Source organism: Pseudomonas kribbensis (assembly GCF_003352185.1).
Classification (GTDB): domain Bacteria; phylum Pseudomonadota; class Gammaproteobacteria; order Pseudomonadales; family Pseudomonadaceae; genus Aquipseudomonas; species Aquipseudomonas kribbensis.
Genome location: NZ_CP029608.1, coordinates 4,254,191 through 4,273,664 on the forward strand (window position 1 = coordinate 4,254,191; position 19,474 = coordinate 4,273,664).

Consider the following 19,474-nt stretch of genomic DNA (forward strand, 5'->3'; position numbering starts at 1 on the left):
GATCATTGCCAAGACTGCTTCACTGTATATAATCCCAGTCACTGTATAAAAAGACAGAGCGATCAATATGCTTAAGCTGACGCCACGCCAAGCCGAGATTCTGGCCTTTATCAAACGCTGCCTCGAAGACAACGGCTACCCGCCGACCCGTGCGGAAATCGCTCAGGAACTGGGTTTCAAATCGCCCAACGCGGCCGAAGAGCATCTCAAGGCGCTCGCCCGCAAAGGCGCGATCGAAATGACTCCCGGCGCCTCTCGCGGCATTCGAATCCCCGGCTTTGAAGCCAAGGTCGACGAATCCACCCTGCCGATTATCGGTCGAGTCGCTGCCGGTGCGCCGATTCTCGCCCAACAGCACATCGAAGAGTCCTGCAACATCAACCCGGCCTTTTTCCATCCTCGCGCCGACTACTTGCTGCGCGTCCACGGGATGAGCATGAAGGACATCGGTATTTTCGACGGTGACCTGCTGGCGGTTCACACCACTCGCGAGGCGCGCAATGGTCAGATCGTCGTTGCGCGAATCGGCGATGAAGTGACGGTCAAACGCTTCAAGCGCGATGGCAGCAAAGTCTGGTTGATTGCCGAGAACCCCGAGTTCGCCCCTATCGAAGTCGACCTGAAAGATCAGGAACTGGTGATCGAAGGCTTGAGTGTCGGCGTAATCCGCCGCTAAAGGAGGCTTTATGCAGTTCCCACACGTACCTCAGCAAACACAACTGCCGTTGTTCGAGGCCTTTCTGGCGCAACCATTGGCCCCCATCCTCAAGGATGTAGCCGAACGCCCATGGAATGTCGAACCCGAAGCGTTCAGTGAACTGTCGCTGCGCGGGGCGGCCGGGAACTGCCTGAACCTGCTGGCACCCATACTTCGGGAATTGAGTGAGGATCAGGATGCACGATGGCTGACTCTGATTGCACCACCCGCGAGCTTGACCCAGACCTGGCTGCGGGATGCCGGACTGAATCGCGAACGCATCCTGCTGCTGCAACCGCGTGGCACGCAAAGCGCTCAGCAACTGGCCTGCGAAGCCCTGCGACTGGGCCGTAGCCATACGGTGGTGACATGGTTGAACCCGCTCAACTCCGGTTCACGCCAACAACTGATCAGCGCCGCCCGCACCGGGGACGCTCAAAGCCTGAATATTCGACTGGGCTGACTACGTGCGCGCTATCTGCAGCGCGGGGCTTCTCAAAGGACAGAGAAGCCGAACCGAAGCGATAATCGACGGGCGGTGCTCAATGAAGAACCCGCGGCCCCTCTTCCTTATCAAACTCGCCTTCAACCATTCGACCAGCCATCTGCACGCCAACGCTGAGCATCGCCTTGGCAATTTCAACGTGCTGGCCCTGCAGAAATGCCTTGGCATCCTCGGAGAAATCCAGAGTCACCAGAGAACCCTCGTCCTCGGCCCTGCGCAGTTCGATTCGGCCGTCTGGTAGCTCGACAATTTCTAGAAAGGACGTTGGCATATAGGTCTGTTCTCCACGAAAGGCAGGGATTATATAGAGATCGTTCAGGATTCGCTCAGGATCTTGACCAGCAGCATGCATCTCGTCGCCGCCGGTCACGAAGCCATCAGCACTCGTTCAGGCCTTCACGGAAACGGATAGCCAGACTTTTCAGGTTCTGCCGCCAGCTCTCCAACTCTTCACGACTCAGCTCTTCCGGGGCTTGCTCTTCATCCAGATTGACCGCCTGAATCAGCGGCTGGGTCACATCGCCTTTTGGCTTGTGTGGCACTCGCGGTGGCTGAAACAGCGCCGAATGTGCGGCCAGCAATTTAGCCAGCCAGGTTTCCGGATTACCCGCCAACTCGACCATCTCGGCCAACTCGGGGATCGCAATCGACTCAAGCACTTCGCGGGTCAACAGCGTTTCCGCCCGGGGCGCGTTAGCCTGCGGTAGGCGGTAGAACCCGGCAATTTCGTGACACAACCCCAGCAATGCTCCGTATAGATGAAACAGCGCCGATTCGCGCCCGGCCTGAATCAACGCAAGCGAATTCATCGCCCGCCCCTCTTCAGCCCTGGCCAGCGCTTCCAGCGACAGACCCGCGAAATAGATCTTCTGATTGGTACGGGTATAGAGCTCGTGGGCCATATCGGCACTCTCCGCAGCGAAATAATTTCTTCATACAGGTCGGACAGTGTCATGGATCAGCCGATCCGACCGCAAGCATTAAACAAAAAGGCCGCATGAAAACCAGAAGGTTGTCATGCGGCCTTTTGTGTTGAAGCCATCCGGTCAGGACAGCCTCGGATCAGCGCTTGCTCAAGCCTTGGCTTTTGCCGGACGCTTGTCTTCAACTGTCCACTTGCCACCGTCGAAGAACGCTTTCCAGCCTGTTGGCTTGCCGTCAACTTCGGTCTGGACGTATTGCTCCTTGGTCTTGCGGCTGTAACGGATCACTGCAGGCAGACCATCTGGGTCCTTCTGCGGCGCTTCGCACAGGAAGTGGTACTTCGGATCGATCTCGTCCTTGTGCGGCAGAATCTCGATCACCAGCGGAGCACGGGTCTCGCGGTTTTTCGGGAACTGGCTGGCCGCCAGGAATAGGCCTGAAGCACCATCGCGCAGGATATAAGTGTCGTTGACCTTTTCGCATTTCAGCTCAGGCATCTTCACCGGATCCATCTTCGGAGGCGCCGCATCACCGCTCTTCAGCAGCTTGCGGGTGTTCTTGCAAGTCGGATTGGTGCAACCGAAGAACTTGCCGAAACGGCCGGTCTTGAGCTGCATCTCGCTGCCGCACTTGTCGCACTCCAGGCTTGGACCTTCATAGCCCTTGATGCGGTAGCTGCCTTCTTCGATTTCGTAGCCGGCGCAATCCGGGTTGTTACCGCAGATGTGCAGCTTGCGCTTTTCATCGAGCAGGTAGGCGTCCATCGCGGTGCTGCAGATCGGGCAACGATGCTTGCCGCGCAGCACCAGGGATTCCGACTCGCCTTCATCGTCCGCTGCGATTTCGTCGCCCGGCACCAGGTTGACGGTGGCCTTGCAGCGCTCTTTCGGCGGCAGGCTGTAGCCCGAGCAACCGAGGAACACGCCGGTCGACGCAGTACGAATCTGCATTGGACGGCCGCAAGTGGTGCACGGAATATCGGTCATCACCGGCTGGTTGGCACGCATGCCGGCTTCCGGGTTTTCGGCTACTTCAAGTTTTTTCTTGAAGTCACCGTAGAACTCGTCAAGCACGTTCTTCCAGTCACGTTCACCCTGAGCCACGTCATCGAGGTTCTCTTCCATGCCGGCGGTGAAGCCGTAGTCCATGAGGTTCGAGAAGCTCTCCGACAGACGCTCGGTGACAATGTCGCCCATCTTTTCCGAATAGAAACGACGGTTGTGCAGGGTCACGTAGCCGCGATCCTGAATGGTCGAAATGATCGCCGCGTAGGTCGAAGGACGGCCAATGCCACGCTTTTCCATTTCCTTCACCAGGCTGGCTTCCGAGTAACGGGCCGGCGGCTTGGTGAAATGCTGGGTCGGATCAAGCTTGATCAACTTCATCACGTCGCCCTGCGCCATGTCCGGCAGAACATCGTCATCGCCAGGCTTGGTGATTTGCGGCAGAACGCGAGTGTAGCCGTCGAACTTCAGGATACGGCCCTTGGCACGCAGCTCGAAGTCGCCAGCGGCCACGCTGACGGTCGTCGACAGATATTGCGCCGGCAGCATCTGGCAAGCCAGGAACTGGCGCCAGATCAGCTCATAGAGGCGCTCAGCGTCACGCTCCATGCCAGCGAGCTTGCTTGGCGTAGTGTTGGCGTCGGAAGGACGAATCGCTTCGTGAGCCTCCTGTGCGCCTTCCTTGCTGCTGTAGACGTTCGGCGTTTCCGGCAGGTACTTCTTGCCGAACTCGTCTTCGATATAAGTACGCGCCATCGCCACGGCATCAGCCGAGAGGTTGGTCGAGTCAGTACGCATATAGGTGATGTAGCCGGCTTCGTACAGACGCTGGGCCATCATCATGGTTTTCTTCACGCCGAAGCCCAGGCGATTGCTCGCAGCCTGTTGCAGCGTGGAGGTGATGAACGGCGCCGACGGCTTGCTGCTGGTCGGCTTGTCTTCACGCTTGACGATGCTGTAGCTGGAAGACTTCAGCTTCTCCAGCGCCGCCATGGCCTGCGCTTCGTTGAGCGGCTTGAAAGCTTCGCCCTTTTCACGCGCCACTTCGAAACGAACGGTCGAGCCCTTGGTGGTGCCGAGGTCGGCATGCACTTCCCAGTACTCTTCCGGAATGAACGCACGAATTTCACGCTCACGCTCGACCACCAGCTTCACGGCCACCGATTGCACACGACCGGCGGACAGACCACGGGCGATCTTGGCCCACAGCAGCGGCGAGACCATGTAACCGACGACGCGGTCGAGGAAACGACGGGCCTGCTGCGCGTTCACTCGATCGATATCGAGCTCGCCCGGCTCCGAGAAGGCTTCCTGAATCGCTTTCTTGGTGATTTCGTTGAACACCACGCGCTTGTAGCGGCTGTCGTCACCACCGATGGCTTCGCGCAGGTGCCAGGCAATGGCTTCCCCCTCGCGATCCAAGTCGGTTGCGAGATAGATGGTGTCAGCATCCTTGGCGAGCCGGCGCAGCTCTTCGATGACCTTTTCCTTGCCCGGGAGGATCTCGTACTTGGCCTTCCAGCCATGATCCGGATCGACACCCATGCGCGAGACCAACTGCTTGCGCGCCTTCTCTTTCGGCGACAGCGCTGGCGCTTCGCCCGCAGCTGCCTTGCCACGCTTGGCGGCAGGCTCCTTGCTGGCGCTAGCCGAACCGCTGGTGGGCAGGTCTCGGATATGGCCGATACTCGACTTCACCACGTATTGGTTGCCCAGATACTTGTTGATGGTCTTGGCCTTAGCCGGGGATTCCACAATGACCAGCGATTTGCCCATGGATCAGAAAATTCCTGAATTCTAGAAGTGAAAGGCGGTTGGCGCCTGACGCGGCACCGCTATATATAGTGGCTACAAGGTGAGGTCAAGCGCAGGGTTTTGCGCGCACTCGCCTTACGGCTTCGAAAAAAGGCTCGGTTCGGCTTGCACCAAAGCAAAGCGTGGGACCTGCTCCCCGTCAACCTCGACGGACTCCAGGAACATGCTCAAGGGACGTACCCAGAAGCCGTAATCGCCATACAGGGCTTGGTAAAAGACCACTTCTTCTTCGGTCTCGGAATGCCGCGCGACACTGAATACGCGGTACTGCGGACCTTTGTAATGTTGGTAGAGCCCAGGTTGTATCGGCATGCTTCGGCCCTCACTCAAATTTTTTCAAAATAAAAACAAAAATAAATCCGCAAAAACAAAAACCGGGGCACTTGGCCCCGGCTTCCATCGACGAGACGCTTAAACGCGTTCGAAGACGGTGGAGATGCCTTGGCCGAGGCCAATGCACATGGTGGCTACCCCGAAGGTGCCGCCATTCTGCTTCATCACGTTCAGCAAGGTGCCGGAAATACGGGCACCGGAACAACCGAACGGGTGACCCAGGGCGATCGCGCCGCCGTGCAGGTTAACCTTCTCATTCATCTTGTCGAGCACTTTCAGGTCTTTCAGCACTGGCAGGGCCTGTGCGGCGAACGCTTCGTTGAGTTCGAAGAAGTCGATATCGTTGATACCCAGACCGGCACGCTTCAGTGCCTTCTGAGTCGCCGGTACCGGACCATAGCCCATGATCGCCGGATCCACACCTGCCACCGCCATCGAACGAATCACTGCCAGCGGCTGAATGCCCAGGTCCTGTGCACGCTGCGCCGACATCACGATCATGCACGAAGCACCATCGGTGATCTGCGACGAAGTACCGGCAGTCACGGTGCCGCCCTTTGGATTGAACGCCGGCTTCAGAGCCGCCAGGCTTTCCAGGGTGGTTTCCGGACGAATGGTTTCGTCGTAGTCGAAGGTTTTCAGGAAACCGTTCTCGTCATAGCCCTGCATCGGGATGATCTCGTCCTTGAACTTGCCTTCCACAGTTGCCTTGTGGGCCAACTGGTGGGAACGCACGCCAAAGGCGTCCTGCTGTTCGCGAGTGATGCCGTGCATTTTGCCCAGCATTTCAGCGGTCAGGCCCATCATGCCCGAGGCTTTTGCCGCGTACAGGGACATGTGCGGGTTCGGATCGACACCGTGCATCATGCTCACGTGGCCCATATGCTCGACGCCGCCAACCACGAATACGTCACCGTTGCCGGTCATGATCGCTTGTGCAGCGGTGTGCAGCGCACTCATCGACGAGCCGCACAGACGGCTGACGGTCTGGCCGGCCGAAGTGTGCGGGATCTGGGTCATCAGCGACGCCATGCGCGCGATGTTCCAGCCCTGCTCCAGGGTCTGGTTCACACAGCCCCAGATCACGTCCTCGACTTCTGCAGGATCGACCTTGGTGTTGCGTTCCAGCAGTTTGCTGATCAGGTGCGCCGACATGTCTTCGGCGCGGGTGTTGCGGTGCATGCCGCCCTTGGAGCGGCCCATCGGAGTACGACCGAAGTCGACAATCACGACGTCTCTAGGATTCAAGCTCATAAGTTCACTCTCACTCTAGTTGGGGGCGCTTAACCGAAGAAGCTCTGGCCGTTCTTGGCCATTTCGCGCAGCTTCGCGGTCGGGTGGTACAGCGCGCCCAAATCAGCGTACTGGTCGGCCAGGGCAACGAACTCGGCAACACCGATCGAGTCGATGTAGCGCAGCGCACCGCCACGGAATGGAGGGAAACCAATACCGTAGACCAGACCCATGTCGGCTTCGGCGGCGGTTTCGACGATGCCGTCTTCCAGGCAACGCACGGTTTCCAGGCACAGCGGGATCATCATCCAGTTGATGATGTCTTCGTCAGTGACTTCACGCTGCTCGTAGACGATCGGCTTGAGCACTTCCAGTACCGACGGATCGGCAACTTTCTTCTGCTTGCCTTTCTTGTCGGCCTCGTAGGCATAGAAGCCCTTGCCGTTCTTCTGACCCAGACGCTTGGCTTCGTAAAGCACGTCGATGGCCGAACGACGGTCGTCCTTCATGCGGTCCGGGAAGCCTTCAGCCATCACGTCACGACCGTGGTGGCCGGTGTCGATGCCGACCACGTCCATCAGGTATGCCGGGCCCATCGGCCAGCCGAATTTTTCCATGATCTTGTCGATACGGACGAAGTCCACACCAGCGCTGACCAGCTTGGCGAAACCGCCGAAGTACGGGAACAGTACGCGGTTGACCAGGAAGCCCGGGCAGTCGTTGACGACGATCGGGTTCTTGCCCATTTTCTTGGCGTAGGCAACGGTGGTGGCAATCGCCAGCTCGCTGGACTTCTCGCCACGGATCACTTCCACCAGTGGCATCATGTGCACCGGGTTGAAGAAGTGCATACCGACGAAGTTTTCCGGACGCTTGAGGGCCTTGGCCAGCAGGCTGATGGAAATGGTCGAGGTGTTGGACGCGAGGATGGTGTCCTCTTTGACCTTGTCTTCGACTTCCGCCAGAACGGCTTGCTTGACCTTAGGGTTCTCGACCACGGCTTCAACGACCAGGTCAACGTGACCGAAATCGCCGTAGGACAGGGTCGGACGAATGCCGTTGAGCACTTCAGCCATCTTCGCGGCAGTCATGCGGCCTTTATCAACGCGGCCGACCAGCAGCTTGGCGGCTTCCGCCAGACCTTGCTCGATGCCGTGCTCGTTGATGTCCTTCATCAGGATCGGCGTACCTTTGGAGGCCGACTGATAGGCGATACCGCCACCCATGATGCCGGCGCCCAATACGGCAGCCTGCTTCACGTCCTTGGCGATTTCGTCGTAGGCCTTGGCCTTTTTCTTCAGTTCCTGATCGTTCAGGAACAGACCGATCAAGCTCTGCGCGGCAGAGGTCTTGGCCAGCTTCACGAAACCTGCAGCTTCGACTTCCAGTGCCTTGTCACGACCGAAGTTCGCGGCTTTCTGGATGGTCTTGATCGCTTCGACCGGGGCCGGGTAGTTCGGGCCGGCCTGGCCAGCCACGAAACCCTTGGCGGTTTCGAAAGCCATCATTTGTTCAATAGCGTTCAGCTTGAGCTTTTCCAGCTTCGGCTGACGCTTGGCCTTGTAGTCGAACTCGCCGGAGATGGCGCGCTTGATCAGTTCAAGGGCAGCATCCTGCAGCTTTTCAGGGGCAACCACGGCATCGACGGCGCCGACTTTCAGCGCGTCTTCAGGACGGTTTTCCTTGCCGGCGGCAATCCACTCGATAGCGTTGTCGGCACCGATCAGGCGCGGCAGACGCACGGTACCGCCGAAGCCCGGGTAGATGCCCAGCTTGACTTCCGGCAGACCGATCTTGGCCTTGGTGGACATGACACGGTAGTCCGCCGCCAGGCACATTTCCAGACCGCCACCCAGGGCGATGCCATTGATCGCGGCCACGGTCGGAACATTGAGGTCTTCGAAATCGCTGAAGATCTTGTTGGCTTCGAGATTGCCAGCAACCAGCTCGGCATCCGGCAGCTTGAAGTTGTCGACAAATTCGGTGATGTCGGCGCCGACGATGAACACGTCCTTGCCACTGCTGACGATCACGCCCTTGATCGAAGCATCTGCCTTGATGGTGTCTACGGCCTGACGCAGTTCGTTCAGGGTAAGACGGTTGAACTTGTTGACGGACTCACCCTTGAGGTCGAATTTCAATTCGACGATGCCACTTTCAAGAGCTTTAACCGTGATGGCTTTACCTTCGTAAATCATCAACTGATCTCCACGATATGGAAGCTGAACAGTACACGTCGGACGCAGGCGAATGGCTCGGCAGGACGCTTTTTCGTCAATGCTGACACCAATCCACCCGGCACACCCGCCAACGCGATAGTCGGGATTCTGTAGGAGCAGTCTGCAATACAAACGCTCAATTCATACGCCCGTTTGATTTGGGTACGCCACCTTCACGGAATTTCCGACAATTGTCAATCGCCCTAAATACGGGTTGAAATGCGACTTTGCGGTCATTTCTGTAAGACGCAGCCCGTCCACGCATGCTTGCATGTGAGGGCATTCATAAGATTAATAGTTAGAAAAGTCGCCCTAATTCACCGCAAGCCTTGTTTAACAGGCTACGCTGGCTGGACTACGAAGGAAAACAGGCGCACTTTTGCTGACCGGCTCACTCCGGTTCAACGCCAAAAAGAATTTCCGGCCTGCCTGGCCAACCCCGCCCGATGAATCATGTCGGGCTTTTTATTGCTCGTCTGCCAGACGTTTCGCACCGTTGCAGCGCGAAAAGTCCGTGAGTCATGCCAGCGCTTTCAGCGTGGCATCAATGTCCAGCAGAACCGAAGCATCACCCTTCTCGCCCCAATAGAGCGCGATCATCTGCTTGTCGGCTTCAACCTTGAAAACGTTGCCCGGCAATTTTTCGAAATGATTCAGCAGCAGCGGATCTTCACAGATTTCCTGCCACTGGTTGACCCACACGCCCGGGGATTTCTGCCAATACGTCCAGCACGCCGGCTGCTTGCCGCGCCGCGGCCGATGGTATTGCGCGCACGGGTTTGGCGGCTCCTGGCTCAGCCAGTGCGGCCACTCCTGCGGCGCCAGCTGCATGGCCAGCCCGATGCGCCGGGCCTCGGTGCGCAAGGCTATCCGGCCACTCTGTGCACGGGACGGACGCAACCACGCCAGGGGGCTCAACACCACCAGCAGGATTGACACCACCAGCCAGACCGTCATATGTGTACTCCCGTTTTGTCATGAGCCCATTGCGTCACTTTGGAACCAATGCGCTTGAAACCAGCCATACTTAACAATATTGATCCCTCACGAGGAGCACCTCATGCCCTACCACCATATCCTGGTCGCCGTAGATCTGACCGAAGAGTGCGACCCTGTGATCCACCGCGCCCGAGAGCTGTCGGTGAGCAATGGCGCCAAGCTGTCGCTGGTGCATATCGTCGAACCGATGGCCATGGCCTTCGGGGGTGACGTGCCGATGGATCTGTCACAACTGCAACAACAGCAGTTCGATCAAGCCAAGGAACGCCTCGAGCGCCTGAAGCACAAATACACCGAACTGGAAGGCTCAAACTGCCACCTGACCTACGGCCAGCCGCGCCAGGAAATCCACCACTTCGCCAAGGATCAGGAATGCGACCTGATCGTGGTCGGCAGCCATGGCCGACATGGTCTGGCGCTGCTATTGGGCTCGACCGCCAACGACGTGCTGCACGGCGCACCTTGCGATGTGCTGGCGGTACACCTGGTCAAACGCTGACCTCAGGCACTTGTGAAAAGCTAAAAAGCCCGGCGTCCATCACTGGACGCCGGGCTTTTTCATGCCTGGAAACAATCAGGCATCCAGCTCGGCCCAACGCTCCACCAGCGCATCCAGCTCAGCCTGCAACTGCTCCAGGGAAGCAATCACCTTGGCCGTTTCGGCTGGCGGACGCTGGTAGAAACCGGCTTCAGCCATTTCAGCTTCGACAGCAGCAATCTGCTGCTCCTTGGCGTCGATGTCTCCCGGCAGGGCTTCCAGCTCACGCTGAAGCTTGTAGCTCAGTTTCTTCTTCGCAGCCGGGGCCGCAGCGACCGGCGCGGCAACCGGGGCCGGTTCGGCAGTGACCACCGCCGAGTTCAGGTCGGCCTTGCCGGATTTGCTTTCGGTCACGCCCAGCAGGCGCGGCGAACCACCCTGGCGGATCCAGTCCTGATAGCCGCCGACGTATTCGCGAACCTTGCCCTCACCTTCGAAGACCAGGGTGCTGGTCACCACGTTGTCGAGGAATGCCCGGTCGTGGCTGACCATCAGCACGGTGCCGTTGAAGGTCAGCAGCACCTCTTCGAGCAGTTCGAGGGTTTCCACATCAAGGTCGTTGGTCGGTTCGTCGAGCACCAGCAGGTTTGCTGGCTTGCTGAACAGTTTGGCCAGCAGCAGGCGCGCACGCTCGCCACCGGACAGCGCCTTCACCGGCGTGCGGGCACGCTGCGGGCTGAACAGGAAGTCGCCGAGATAGCTCAGCACGTGGCGGCTCTGGCCATTGATATCGATGAAATCGCGACCTTCGGCGACGTTGTCGACCACGGTCTTTTCCAGATCCAGCTGATGGCGCAACTGGTCGAAGTAAGCCACGTCGATCTTGGTGCCCTCTTCCACCTTGCCGCTGGTCGGTTGCAGACCGCTGAGCATCAATTTCAGCAGGGTGGTCTTGCCGGTACCGTTGGCGCCGAGCAGGCCGATACGATCACCGCGCTGCAGCACCATGGAAAAATCGCGGATCAGGAACGGACCGCCCGGGTGCGCGAAACTCACGTTATCCAGCACCATCACCTGCTTGCCGGACTTCTCCGCTGTTTCCAGCTGGATGTTGGCCTTGCCGGTGCGCTCACGACGCTCGCTGCGCTCGACACGCAGGGCCTTCAGCGCACGCACGCGGCCTTCGTTACGGGTGCGACGGGCCTTGATACCCTGACGAATCCACACTTCTTCCTGAGCCAGACGCTTGTCGAACAGCGCGTTGGCGGTTTCTTCAGCGGCCAGTTCGGCTTCTTTGTGGACCAGGAAACTGGCGTAATCGCCGTTCCAGTCGATCAGGCCGCCGCGATCCAGTTCGAGGATGCGGGTGGCAAGGTTTTGCAGGAAGGAACGGTCGTGCGTGATGAACAGCACGGCGCCCTGGAAATCCTTCAGAGCTTCTTCGAGCCAGGCAATCGCACCGATGTCCAGGTGGTTGGTCGGTTCGTCGAGCAGCAGCAGATCTGGCTCGGACACCAGCGCCTGGGCCAGCAGCACGCGACGACGCCAGCCGCCGGACAACTCGGCGAGGGTCTTGTCGGCCGGCAGTTGCAGGCGGCTCAGGGTGCTGTCGACCAGGGTCTGCAAGCGCCAGCCGTCACGGGCTTCGAGGTCGTGCTGGACGTGCATCAGCTTTTCCAGATCAGCGTCGGTGACGATGTTCTGGCTCAGGTGATGGTATTCGGCAAGCAGCGCACCCACGCCGTCGAGGCCTTCGGCCACCACGTCGAAAACGGTCCGCTCGTCGGCCACCGGCAATTCCTGCGGCAATTCGCCGATTTTCAGACCGGGGGCACGCCACACGGCGCCGTCGTCAGGCTTCTGGTCGCCCTTGACCAGTTTCATCATGCTGGACTTGCCAGTGCCGTTGCGACCGATGATGCACACCCGCTCACCACGGGCGATCTGCCAGGACACCTTGTCCAACAACGGCATCGCGCCGAATGCAAGGGACACATCGCTGAATTTGAGCAGGGTCATGAGCTTCTCCAAAAACCGGGCGCGCATTCTACCTGAATCGAGGGCCGAACAGGCCGGCAATTTCGCCGCTGACGTACTCTGCACAACATTTGTTGCGAACTTGTGCCGCAAGGCCCGCAAAGCTTTCGCCGTCTGCTGGCAAAAGGCTAAGCTACAGACAATTCAGTGCCGCCCACGCTGGCACTTGTCATGATTTCTCTGCCCGGATGTCTCATGCGCAGTCGCCTTCTCAGTGTTTTGTCCTGTTTGCTACTCACCGCCGCTGCTGCTCAATCCGCCCAGGCGGTGGACCTGTCCACCCAGCGCCAGTATTACGATGAGGCCAAGCGCGCCCTGGCCAAGGGCGATACCGGCCCATATTTTCGATACAGCCAGGCCCTCGCCGATTATCCGCTGGAGCCGTATCTGGCCTACGACGAGCTGACCGCCCGCCTGAAGACTGCCAGCAACGCGGAGATCGAGAAATTCCTCGCCGAACACGGTGACCTGCCCCAGGCCAACTGGATGAAGCTGCGCTGGTTGCGCTGGCTCGCCGACCGTGGAGACTGGGCGACCTTCGTCAAGTATTACGATCCGAAGCTCAACTTCACCGAACTGGACTGCCTGAACGCGCAGTACCAGATCAGCAGCGGCCACAAGGCCGAGGGTTACGCCAATGCCGACAAACTGTGGCTGACCGGCAAATCGCAACCCGCCGCGTGTGACGCGCTGTTCGGCATCTGGGCTGCCGATGGCCAGTTGACCGAGCAAAAACGCTGGGAGCGCACCAAACTCGCCGCCCAGGCGCGTAACTATCCGTTGGCCAACAGCCTGGTCAACGGCCTGACCACACTGTCCCCACGCGGGCGTCTGTTGGTGGATGTGGCGCAGAAACCGGAACTGCTCAACCAACCATCGCGCTTCACCCCGGCCGACGAACCGATGTCGGACATCGTCAGCCTCGGCCTGCGCCGTCTGGCCCGTCAGGATCCGGACAAGGCCATGGATCTGCTCGATGGCTACGCCAGCAGCATGCATTTCTCGCGAGATGAAAAAGTCGCCATCGCCCGGGAAATCGGCCTGACCCTGGCCCGTCGCTTCGACAGCCGCGCGCTGGACGTGATGACCAAATATGACCCGGAACTACGCGACAACACCGTGTCCGAATGGCGCCTGCGCCTGCTGCTGCGTCTGGCGCGCTGGGACGACGCCTATCAGTTGACCCGCCGCCTGCCGCAGGATCTGGCCACCACCAACCGCTGGCGCTACTGGCAGGCCCGCAGCCTGGAACTGGCGCAGCCGCAGAACCCTGAAGCACAGACGTTGTACAAGAACCTCGCACGGGAACGGGACTTCTACGGTTTCCTGGCTGCCGATCGCTCGCAGCTGCCCTATTCGCTGGTCAACAAACCGCTGGTACTCAGCCAGGCCACCATCAACAAGGTGCGCAACACTCCTGGCGTGCGCCGTGCGCTGGAATTCCACGCCCGTGGGCAGATCGTCGATGGCCGCCGCGAGTGGTATCACGTCAGCCGGCACTTCAACCGCGACGAGATGGTTGCCCAGGCCAAACTGGCCTATGACCTGAAATGGTATTTCCCGGCAATCCGCACCATCAGCCAGGCGCAATACTGGGACGACCTGGACATCCGCTTCCCGATGGCCCACCGCGACACCCTCGTGCGTGAAGCCAAGGTCCGTGGCCTGCACTCAAGCTGGGTGTTCGCTATCACCCGCCAGGAAAGCGCCTTCATGGACGACGCCCGCTCCGGCGTCGGCGCCAGCGGCCTGATGCAACTGATGCCCGGCACCGCCAAGGAAACCGCGCGCAAATTCAGCATTCCGCTGGCCTCGCCACAGCAGGTGCTCGATCCGGACAAGAATATCCAGCTCGGCGCCGCCTACCTGAGCCAGGTGCACAGCCAGTTCAACGGCAACCGTGTGCTCGCCTCCGCCGCCTACAACGCCGGCCCCGGCCGCGTGCGCCAGTGGCTGCGCGGTGCCGACCACCTGAGCTTTGACGTGTGGGTCGAAAGCATCCCGTTCGACGAAACCCGCCAGTACGTGCAGAACGTGCTGTCCTACTCAGTGATCTACGGCCAGAAACTCAACTCGCCGCAGCCGCTGGTGGACTGGCATGAGCGGTACTTTGACGATCAGTGATCGTGCAAAGATCGACGTAAACAAAAATGCCCGCATCGAAAGATGCGGGCATTTTTTATGACGCTCTACTGGGTCGGTTACTAGGTCGCTTACTTAGTCGGTTACTGGGTCGGTCGAAGCCAGATGCCCATCACTGAACTGCAACGCCGCCAACCGCGCATACAGCGGATTGCTCGCGATCAGCTCCTGATGCGTGCCGATCGCCACCAGCTTGCCCTGGTCCATCACCGCAATCCGGTCGGCGTTTTTCACCGTGGCCAAGCGGTGGGCGATTACCAGCGTGGTGCGGTTTTGCATCAGGCTGGGCAGGGCTTGCTGGATCAGGTGTTCGCTCTGGGCGTCGAGGGCGCTGGTGGCTTCGTCCAGCAGCAGGATCGGCGCGTCGACCAGCAACGCCCGGGCGATGGCCAGGCGCTGGCGTTGCCCGCCTGACAGGCCGAGACCACCGTCACCCAGATGGGTCTGGTAGCCGTCGGGCATTTGCTCGATGAAGTCGTGGGCGTGAGCGATTTTCGCGGCTTCCTGCACCTGCTCCAGCGTGGCAGTCGGGCAACCGTAGCGAATGTTTTCTTCGACGCTGCCGAAGAACAGCGCCGGAGTCTGCGAAACCAGCGCGAAACAGCGGCGCAGGTCCAGCGGATCAAGACTCGTCAGCGGCACGCCATCGATCAGGATTTGCCCTTCGCGCGGATCGTAGAAACGCAGCAGCAGGTCATACACCGTGGACTTGCCCGCACCTGACGGACCTACAAGCGCGAGGGTTTCGCCCGCGTTGACTGTCAGGCTCAAACCATTGACCGCAAGGCTTTCGGGCCGTGAGGGATAGGAAAAACTTACGTCCCGCAATTCCAGCTCGCCTTTGACACGCTCCGGCAAGGTCATCAAGCCGGCTTTCGGCGGCTGGATAATGTTCTCCGAACGCAGCAATTCGGCAATGCGCTCTGCAGCACCCGCCGCCCGCTGCAGTTCGCCGATCACTTCGCTCAACGTGCCAAAGGCACTGCCGACGATCAGGCTGTAGAACACGAACGCCGCCAGCTCACCGGCAGAAATACGCCCGGCAATCACATCCATGCCGCCAACCCACAACATTACCGCGACGGCGCCGAGCACCAGCACGATCACCAGTGTAATCAGCCAGGCCCGCTGGAAAATCCGTTTGCGTGCGGTTTCGAACGCCTGCTCGACGGTGCCGGCGAAGCGTTGTTCGTCCTGAACCTGATGGTTGTAGGCCTGAACGGTCTTGATCTGGCCAAGGGTTTCCGAGACATAGCTGCCAATGTCGGCGATCCGGTCCTGACTCAGCCGCGAGAGGTTACGTACGCGACGTCCGAAGATCAGGATCGGCGCAATCACCAGTGGCAGCGCAATCACCACGATACTGGTGAGTTTGGCATTGGTGATGAACAGCAGTACGACGCCGCCAATGACCATCAGCAAGTTGCGCAGGAACAACGACAGCGACGAACCGATCACCGATTGCAGCAACGTCGTGTCAGCGGTCAGGCGCGACTGGATTTCCGAACTGCGATTGTCTTCGTAGAATCCGGGATGCAGGTAAACCAGATGGTTGAACACCTGCCGACGGATGTCGGCCACCACCCGCTCGCCGATCCATGACACCAGATAGAACCGGGCAAAAGTGCCGACTGCGAGTCCCAGCACCAAGAGCATGAACAGGCCAATGGACTGGTTGAGCAAATGCGGCGACTGGGTCATGAAGCCCTGATCGACCAGCAGCTTGATGCCCTGCCCCATCGATAAGGTGATACCGGCCGTGACGATCAGCGCGAGCAGTGCGCCGAAGGCCTGCCAGCGATAAGGGGCGAGAAAATGACTGGTCAGGCGCAAGGCCCGGCGGTGTCGCGAGGAGAGCATCGGGATCATTCAGGTTCACGTCGTGTGCTGATTAATGGGGCCAGCCTGGACACTCAATGGGGTGGAACTCTGCAAATCACAATGAGTCAGGTTAATTATGACCGGCCAGACTACCCCCTAGATGCTATCGGTCTAATGTCCGGGTTGAGACGAACGGTCATTTCTGCTTGAGTGAAGATACCGTTCCGGAAAGATCGAAGGGAGTTGTCACAGCCTGGTCACCTGACGGTTTTATTGTGCTTACACAACCTGATGAGGAGACAGGCCATGTCCTTGCAACACAGCAGCGACGACAAGATTCAAGTGATCCGCACCAAGCCCGGCCAACCTCTGGGTTGCTCGATTATCGATAAGGATGGGCGTGAAGTGCCAATCACTGAAGACATGATCCAGAACGCTTGCCGCGAACTGGAGAAGCGATTGGTCAAGCCTGCCGAACAAAAGTGATGTAGCCACCGTCTTCCTGACCCGGCCCCTGCAGGCCGGGTTTTTTCTGCCCGCGGTTTATACGGCCACAGCGCCCAGCGCCGTCACGATCTGCCGCAGGGCGGGTGAATCCCCCTCGATTCTTACTTTCAGCCCTTCAATCTCGCGACGTACCGGATACTGCTTGCGCAACACATCGAACGCTGCACGCTGCTCGCCAACGCTACCCAACAGGGTGCGGCGAAAATCCGCATCGTCCCGGCGCGGGTCGTACACGCCACGGCACAACATCGCCAGGGCCCAGGCCGGATCGCTGTCGGCATGCAGGGAAACTTCCGACAACCATGGTGCCGGCAACAGGTCGCCGAGCTGAATGCTGGCCGGCTGACCGATGAAATCGCAATACGCCTGATAGATCTGCGCCGTGCCGCGCTGTTTGCCATCGAGGCTGTAACCAGCGATATGCGGAGTCGCCAGCACACAGAGTTCGGCCAAGGCGACATCGACTTCAGGCTCGGCTTCCCACACATCGAGGACCGCTTGCAGGTCTTCACGCTCCAGCAGCACTTCACGCAACGCGGCGTTATCCACCACCGGGCCACGGGCGGCATTGATCAGCCAGGCGCCGGGCTTGAGTTGCTGCAAACGTGGCTCGTCGAACAAGTGCCAGGTCGCGCCGTCGCCGTTGCGGGTCAGTGGTGTGTGCAGACTGATCACGTCGCACTGCTGGATGATCTGCTCCAGGCTGACATAATCGCCGCCCTCGGCCGCCTGACGCGGTGGATCGCAGACTTTCACGTTCCAGCCCAGCCCTTTCAGCACCTTGATCAAGCGACCGCCGACTTCACCGGCGCCGATCACGCCGTAGGTGCGTTGACTCAAATCGACACCTTCGATTTCAGCCAGGGTCATCAGGCTGCCCAGCACATAATCCACCACACCACGAGCATTGCAGCCCGGCGCGCTGGACCAGGTGATGCCGGCCTCGTTGAAGTATTCGAGATCCAGATGATCGGTGCCGATGGTGCAGGTGCCGACAAAACGCACCTGGCTGCCTTCGAGCAACGCGCGGTTGACGTTGGTCACCGAGCGCACCAGCAACACGTCGGCCTGTTCGACCGTGGCCCGGTCAATGGAACGGCCCGGCACCCGGCGGATCTCGCCGAAACCGGCAAAAAAGGCATCGAGCAGCGGGATATTTTCGTCGGCAACAATCAGCATGGCGGGGCTCCTTGGGCGGATCGGCAGTGTAGGCGCTGGGACTGCGATGAGCCAGCAGGCTGTTGATTACAAATCCGCAACAGAGGATTTTTCCTGACCATAACGTCAGCGGCGTAGAATGCCCGGCCTTGCGCATCAACCCCTGTGGACGCTTTGCCTGTGAACTCCGTAACCGAACGCCCTGACGCCGTTTCCCTCAACCGCCCTGCCCGGGTTCGCCTGGAGCTGAAGAATCTGCTCAGCCTGGCCCTGCCGATCATGATCGCGCAACTGGCAACCACCGCCATGGGCTTCGTCGATGCGGTGATGGCCGGGCGCGTCGGGCCAAAGGATCTGGCGGCCGTGGCGCTGGGCAACTCGATCTGGGTACCGGTGTTTCTGCTGATGACCGGCACGCTGCTGGCCACCACGCCGAAAGTCGCCCAGCGCTTCGGCGCCGGCACCCACAGCGAGATCGGTCCGATCGTGCGTCAGGCCTTGTGGCTGGCGCTGGTGGTCGGACTGATGGCGACCGGCTTGCTGTTCAGTGCAGAACCGATCCTGCACCTGATGAAAGTCGATCCGGAGCTGATCGGCCCGTGCATGCAGTACCTGCACGGCATCGCCAGCGGTCTGCCGGCGGTGGCGTTCTACCATGTGCTGCGCTGCACCAGTGACGGCCTCGGCCGCACCCGGCCGGCGATGGTGCTGGGCCTCTGTGGTCTGGCGCTGAACATTCCGCTCAACTACGTGTTCATTTACGGCCACTTCGGCGTGCCGGCCATGGGCGGCGTCGGTTGCGGCTGGGCCACGGCGATCGTGATGTGGGTAATGGCGCTGGGTCTGGCCGGTTACGAGCGCTGGGCGCCAGCCTACAAGTCGAGCGAACTGTTCAGCCGTTTCGACTGGCCGCAATGGGCGGTGATCAAGCGTCTGCTGGCCATTGGTCTGCCGATTGGCATCGCGGTGTTTGCCGAGTCGAGTATTTTCGCCGTGATCGCGCTGCTGATCGGCAGCCTCGGCGCCACTGTAGTGGCCGGGCACCAGATCGCGCTGAACGTCAGCTCCCTGGTGTTCATGATTCCGTATTCGCTGGGCATGGCCGTGACCGTGCGTGTCGGCCAGGCCCTGGGCCGTGAAGAACCCCGTGAAGCGCGTTTCGCGGCGGGTGTCGGCATGGGTACCGCGCTGGCCTACGCCTGCCTGTCGGCGAGCATGATGTTGCTGATGCGCGAACACATTGCAGCGATCTACACCTCGGATCCGATGGTGATTCACATCGCCGCGATGCTGATCGTGTACTCGGCGCTGTTCCAGTTCTCCGACGCGATCCAGGTCACCGCCGCTGGCGCCCTGCGCGGTTATCAGGACACGCGGGTAACAATGATCCTTACCCTGTTCGCCTACTGGGGCATCGGCCTGCCGGTGGGTTACGCCCTCGGCCTGACCGACTGGTTCGGCGAGCCACGCGGCCCGAGCGGCTTGTGGGAAGGCCTGATCGTCGGCCTGAGCTGTGCGGCGCTGATGCTGTCGATCCGCCTGACGCGCAGTGCGCGCAAACGCATTCGCATCAGCCGCTCGATGGGCTGACCGGCCATAAAA

General features: G+C 59.9%; 16 protein-coding genes. 6 read left to right on the forward strand and 10 right to left on the reverse strand.

Annotated elements, in window-relative coordinates; translation table 11 throughout:
• The first annotated feature begins 67 nt into the window (after nt 1–67).
• Nucleotides 68–676: a transcriptional repressor LexA gene (gene lexA, locus DLD99_RS19345; RefSeq protein WP_085713140.1), complete on the forward strand. Its 609-nt coding sequence runs from the start codon at nt 68–70 to the stop codon at nt 674–676.
• A 10-nt stretch (nt 677–686) separates the two neighbouring features.
• A complete protein-coding gene (gene sulA / locus DLD99_RS19350) occupies nt 687–1,160 on the forward strand; it encodes an SOS-induced cell division inhibitor SulA (RefSeq protein WP_114884386.1) in 474 nt (157 codons plus the stop codon).
• A gap of 79 nt (nt 1,161–1,239) precedes the next feature.
• Here sulA and DLD99_RS19355 read toward each other — a convergent pair whose 3' ends face one another.
• From DLD99_RS19355 to DLD99_RS19390, 7 genes are all read right to left on the reverse strand, one after another.
• Nucleotides 1,240–1,473: a hypothetical protein gene (locus DLD99_RS19355; RefSeq protein ID WP_003226592.1), complete on the reverse strand. Its 234-nt coding sequence runs from the start codon at nt 1,471–1,473 to the stop codon at nt 1,240–1,242.
• 106 nt (nt 1,474–1,579) lie between these two features.
• The gene (locus DLD99_RS19360; protein ID WP_085713138.1) at nt 1,580–2,104 is read right to left on the reverse strand and encodes a DUF6586 family protein; all 525 of its coding nucleotides are present in this window, start codon (nt 2,102–2,104) and stop codon (nt 1,580–1,582) included.
• Nucleotides 2,105–2,275: 171 nt separating this feature from the next.
• Nucleotides 2,276–4,906: a type I DNA topoisomerase gene (gene topA / locus DLD99_RS19365; protein WP_114884388.1), complete on the reverse strand. Its 2,631-nt coding sequence runs from the start codon at nt 4,904–4,906 to the stop codon at nt 2,276–2,278.
• A gap of 114 nt (nt 4,907–5,020) precedes the next feature.
• Nucleotides 5,021–5,257 (reverse strand): DUF1653 domain-containing protein, encoded by a 237-nt coding sequence (locus tag DLD99_RS19370; protein ID WP_007953059.1) that lies wholly within the window; start codon nt 5,255–5,257, stop codon nt 5,021–5,023.
• 99 nt (nt 5,258–5,356) lie between these two features.
• Nucleotides 5,357–6,532: an acetyl-CoA C-acyltransferase FadA gene (gene fadA, locus DLD99_RS19375; RefSeq protein WP_007953060.1), complete on the reverse strand. Its 1,176-nt coding sequence runs from the start codon at nt 6,530–6,532 to the stop codon at nt 5,357–5,359.
• Nucleotides 6,533–6,561: 29 nt separating this feature from the next.
• On the reverse strand, nt 6,562–8,709 hold the full coding sequence (gene fadB, locus DLD99_RS19380) for a fatty acid oxidation complex subunit alpha FadB (protein WP_064598124.1): 2,148 nt from the start codon (nt 8,707–8,709) through the stop codon (nt 6,562–6,564).
• Nucleotides 8,710–9,249: 540 nt separating this feature from the next.
• Entirely contained in the window at nt 9,250–9,687 is a 438-nt protein-coding gene (locus DLD99_RS19390) for a hypothetical protein (protein ID WP_114884390.1), read from the reverse strand.
• 103 nt (nt 9,688–9,790) lie between these two features.
• On the opposite strand from DLD99_RS19390, the gene DLD99_RS19395 reads away from it, so the two are divergent.
• Nucleotides 9,791–10,228 carry a universal stress protein gene (locus tag DLD99_RS19395; RefSeq protein WP_047295289.1) on the forward strand — a complete coding sequence of 146 codons (438 nt, stop codon included), beginning with the start codon at nt 9,791–9,793 and terminating at the stop codon, nt 10,226–10,228.
• A 75-nt stretch (nt 10,229–10,303) separates the two neighbouring features.
• On the opposite strand, the gene DLD99_RS19400 is transcribed toward DLD99_RS19395, so the two are convergent.
• Nucleotides 10,304–12,226, reverse strand: a complete 1,923-nt coding sequence (locus DLD99_RS19400; RefSeq protein WP_085713134.1) for an ATP-binding cassette domain-containing protein — start codon at nt 12,224–12,226, stop codon at nt 10,304–10,306.
• A gap of 213 nt (nt 12,227–12,439) precedes the next feature.
• Between DLD99_RS19400 and DLD99_RS19410 the strand changes: the two genes are divergently transcribed.
• The gene (locus DLD99_RS19410; protein WP_114884394.1) at nt 12,440–14,368 is read left to right on the forward strand and encodes a transglycosylase SLT domain-containing protein; all 1,929 of its coding nucleotides are present in this window, start codon (nt 12,440–12,442) and stop codon (nt 14,366–14,368) included.
• A gap of 93 nt (nt 14,369–14,461) precedes the next feature.
• Here the strand turns inward: DLD99_RS19410 and DLD99_RS19415 are convergent, their stop codons facing one another.
• Nucleotides 14,462–16,255, reverse strand: coding sequence for an ABC transporter transmembrane domain-containing protein (locus DLD99_RS19415; protein WP_114884396.1), 1,794 nt, complete (start codon nt 16,253–16,255; stop codon nt 14,462–14,464).
• Nucleotides 16,256–16,513: 258 nt separating this feature from the next.
• Between DLD99_RS19415 and DLD99_RS19420 the strand changes: the two genes are divergently transcribed.
• Nucleotides 16,514–16,693 (forward strand): PA1571 family protein, encoded by a 180-nt coding sequence (locus DLD99_RS19420; RefSeq protein WP_065260694.1) that lies wholly within the window; start codon nt 16,514–16,516, stop codon nt 16,691–16,693.
• Nucleotides 16,694–16,750: 57 nt separating this feature from the next.
• Here DLD99_RS19420 and pdxB read toward each other — a convergent pair whose 3' ends face one another.
• Complete coding sequence (gene pdxB / locus DLD99_RS19425; RefSeq protein WP_114884399.1) at nt 16,751–17,893, reverse strand: 4-phosphoerythronate dehydrogenase PdxB; 1,143 nt, start codon at nt 17,891–17,893, stop codon at nt 16,751–16,753.
• A gap of 159 nt (nt 17,894–18,052) precedes the next feature.
• Here pdxB and DLD99_RS19430 point away from each other — a divergent pair, with 159 nt between their 5' ends.
• Nucleotides 18,053–19,462 (forward strand): MATE family efflux transporter, encoded by a 1,410-nt coding sequence (locus DLD99_RS19430; protein ID WP_114884401.1) that lies wholly within the window; start codon nt 18,053–18,055, stop codon nt 19,460–19,462.
• Nucleotides 19,463–19,474: the final 12 nt, after the last annotated feature.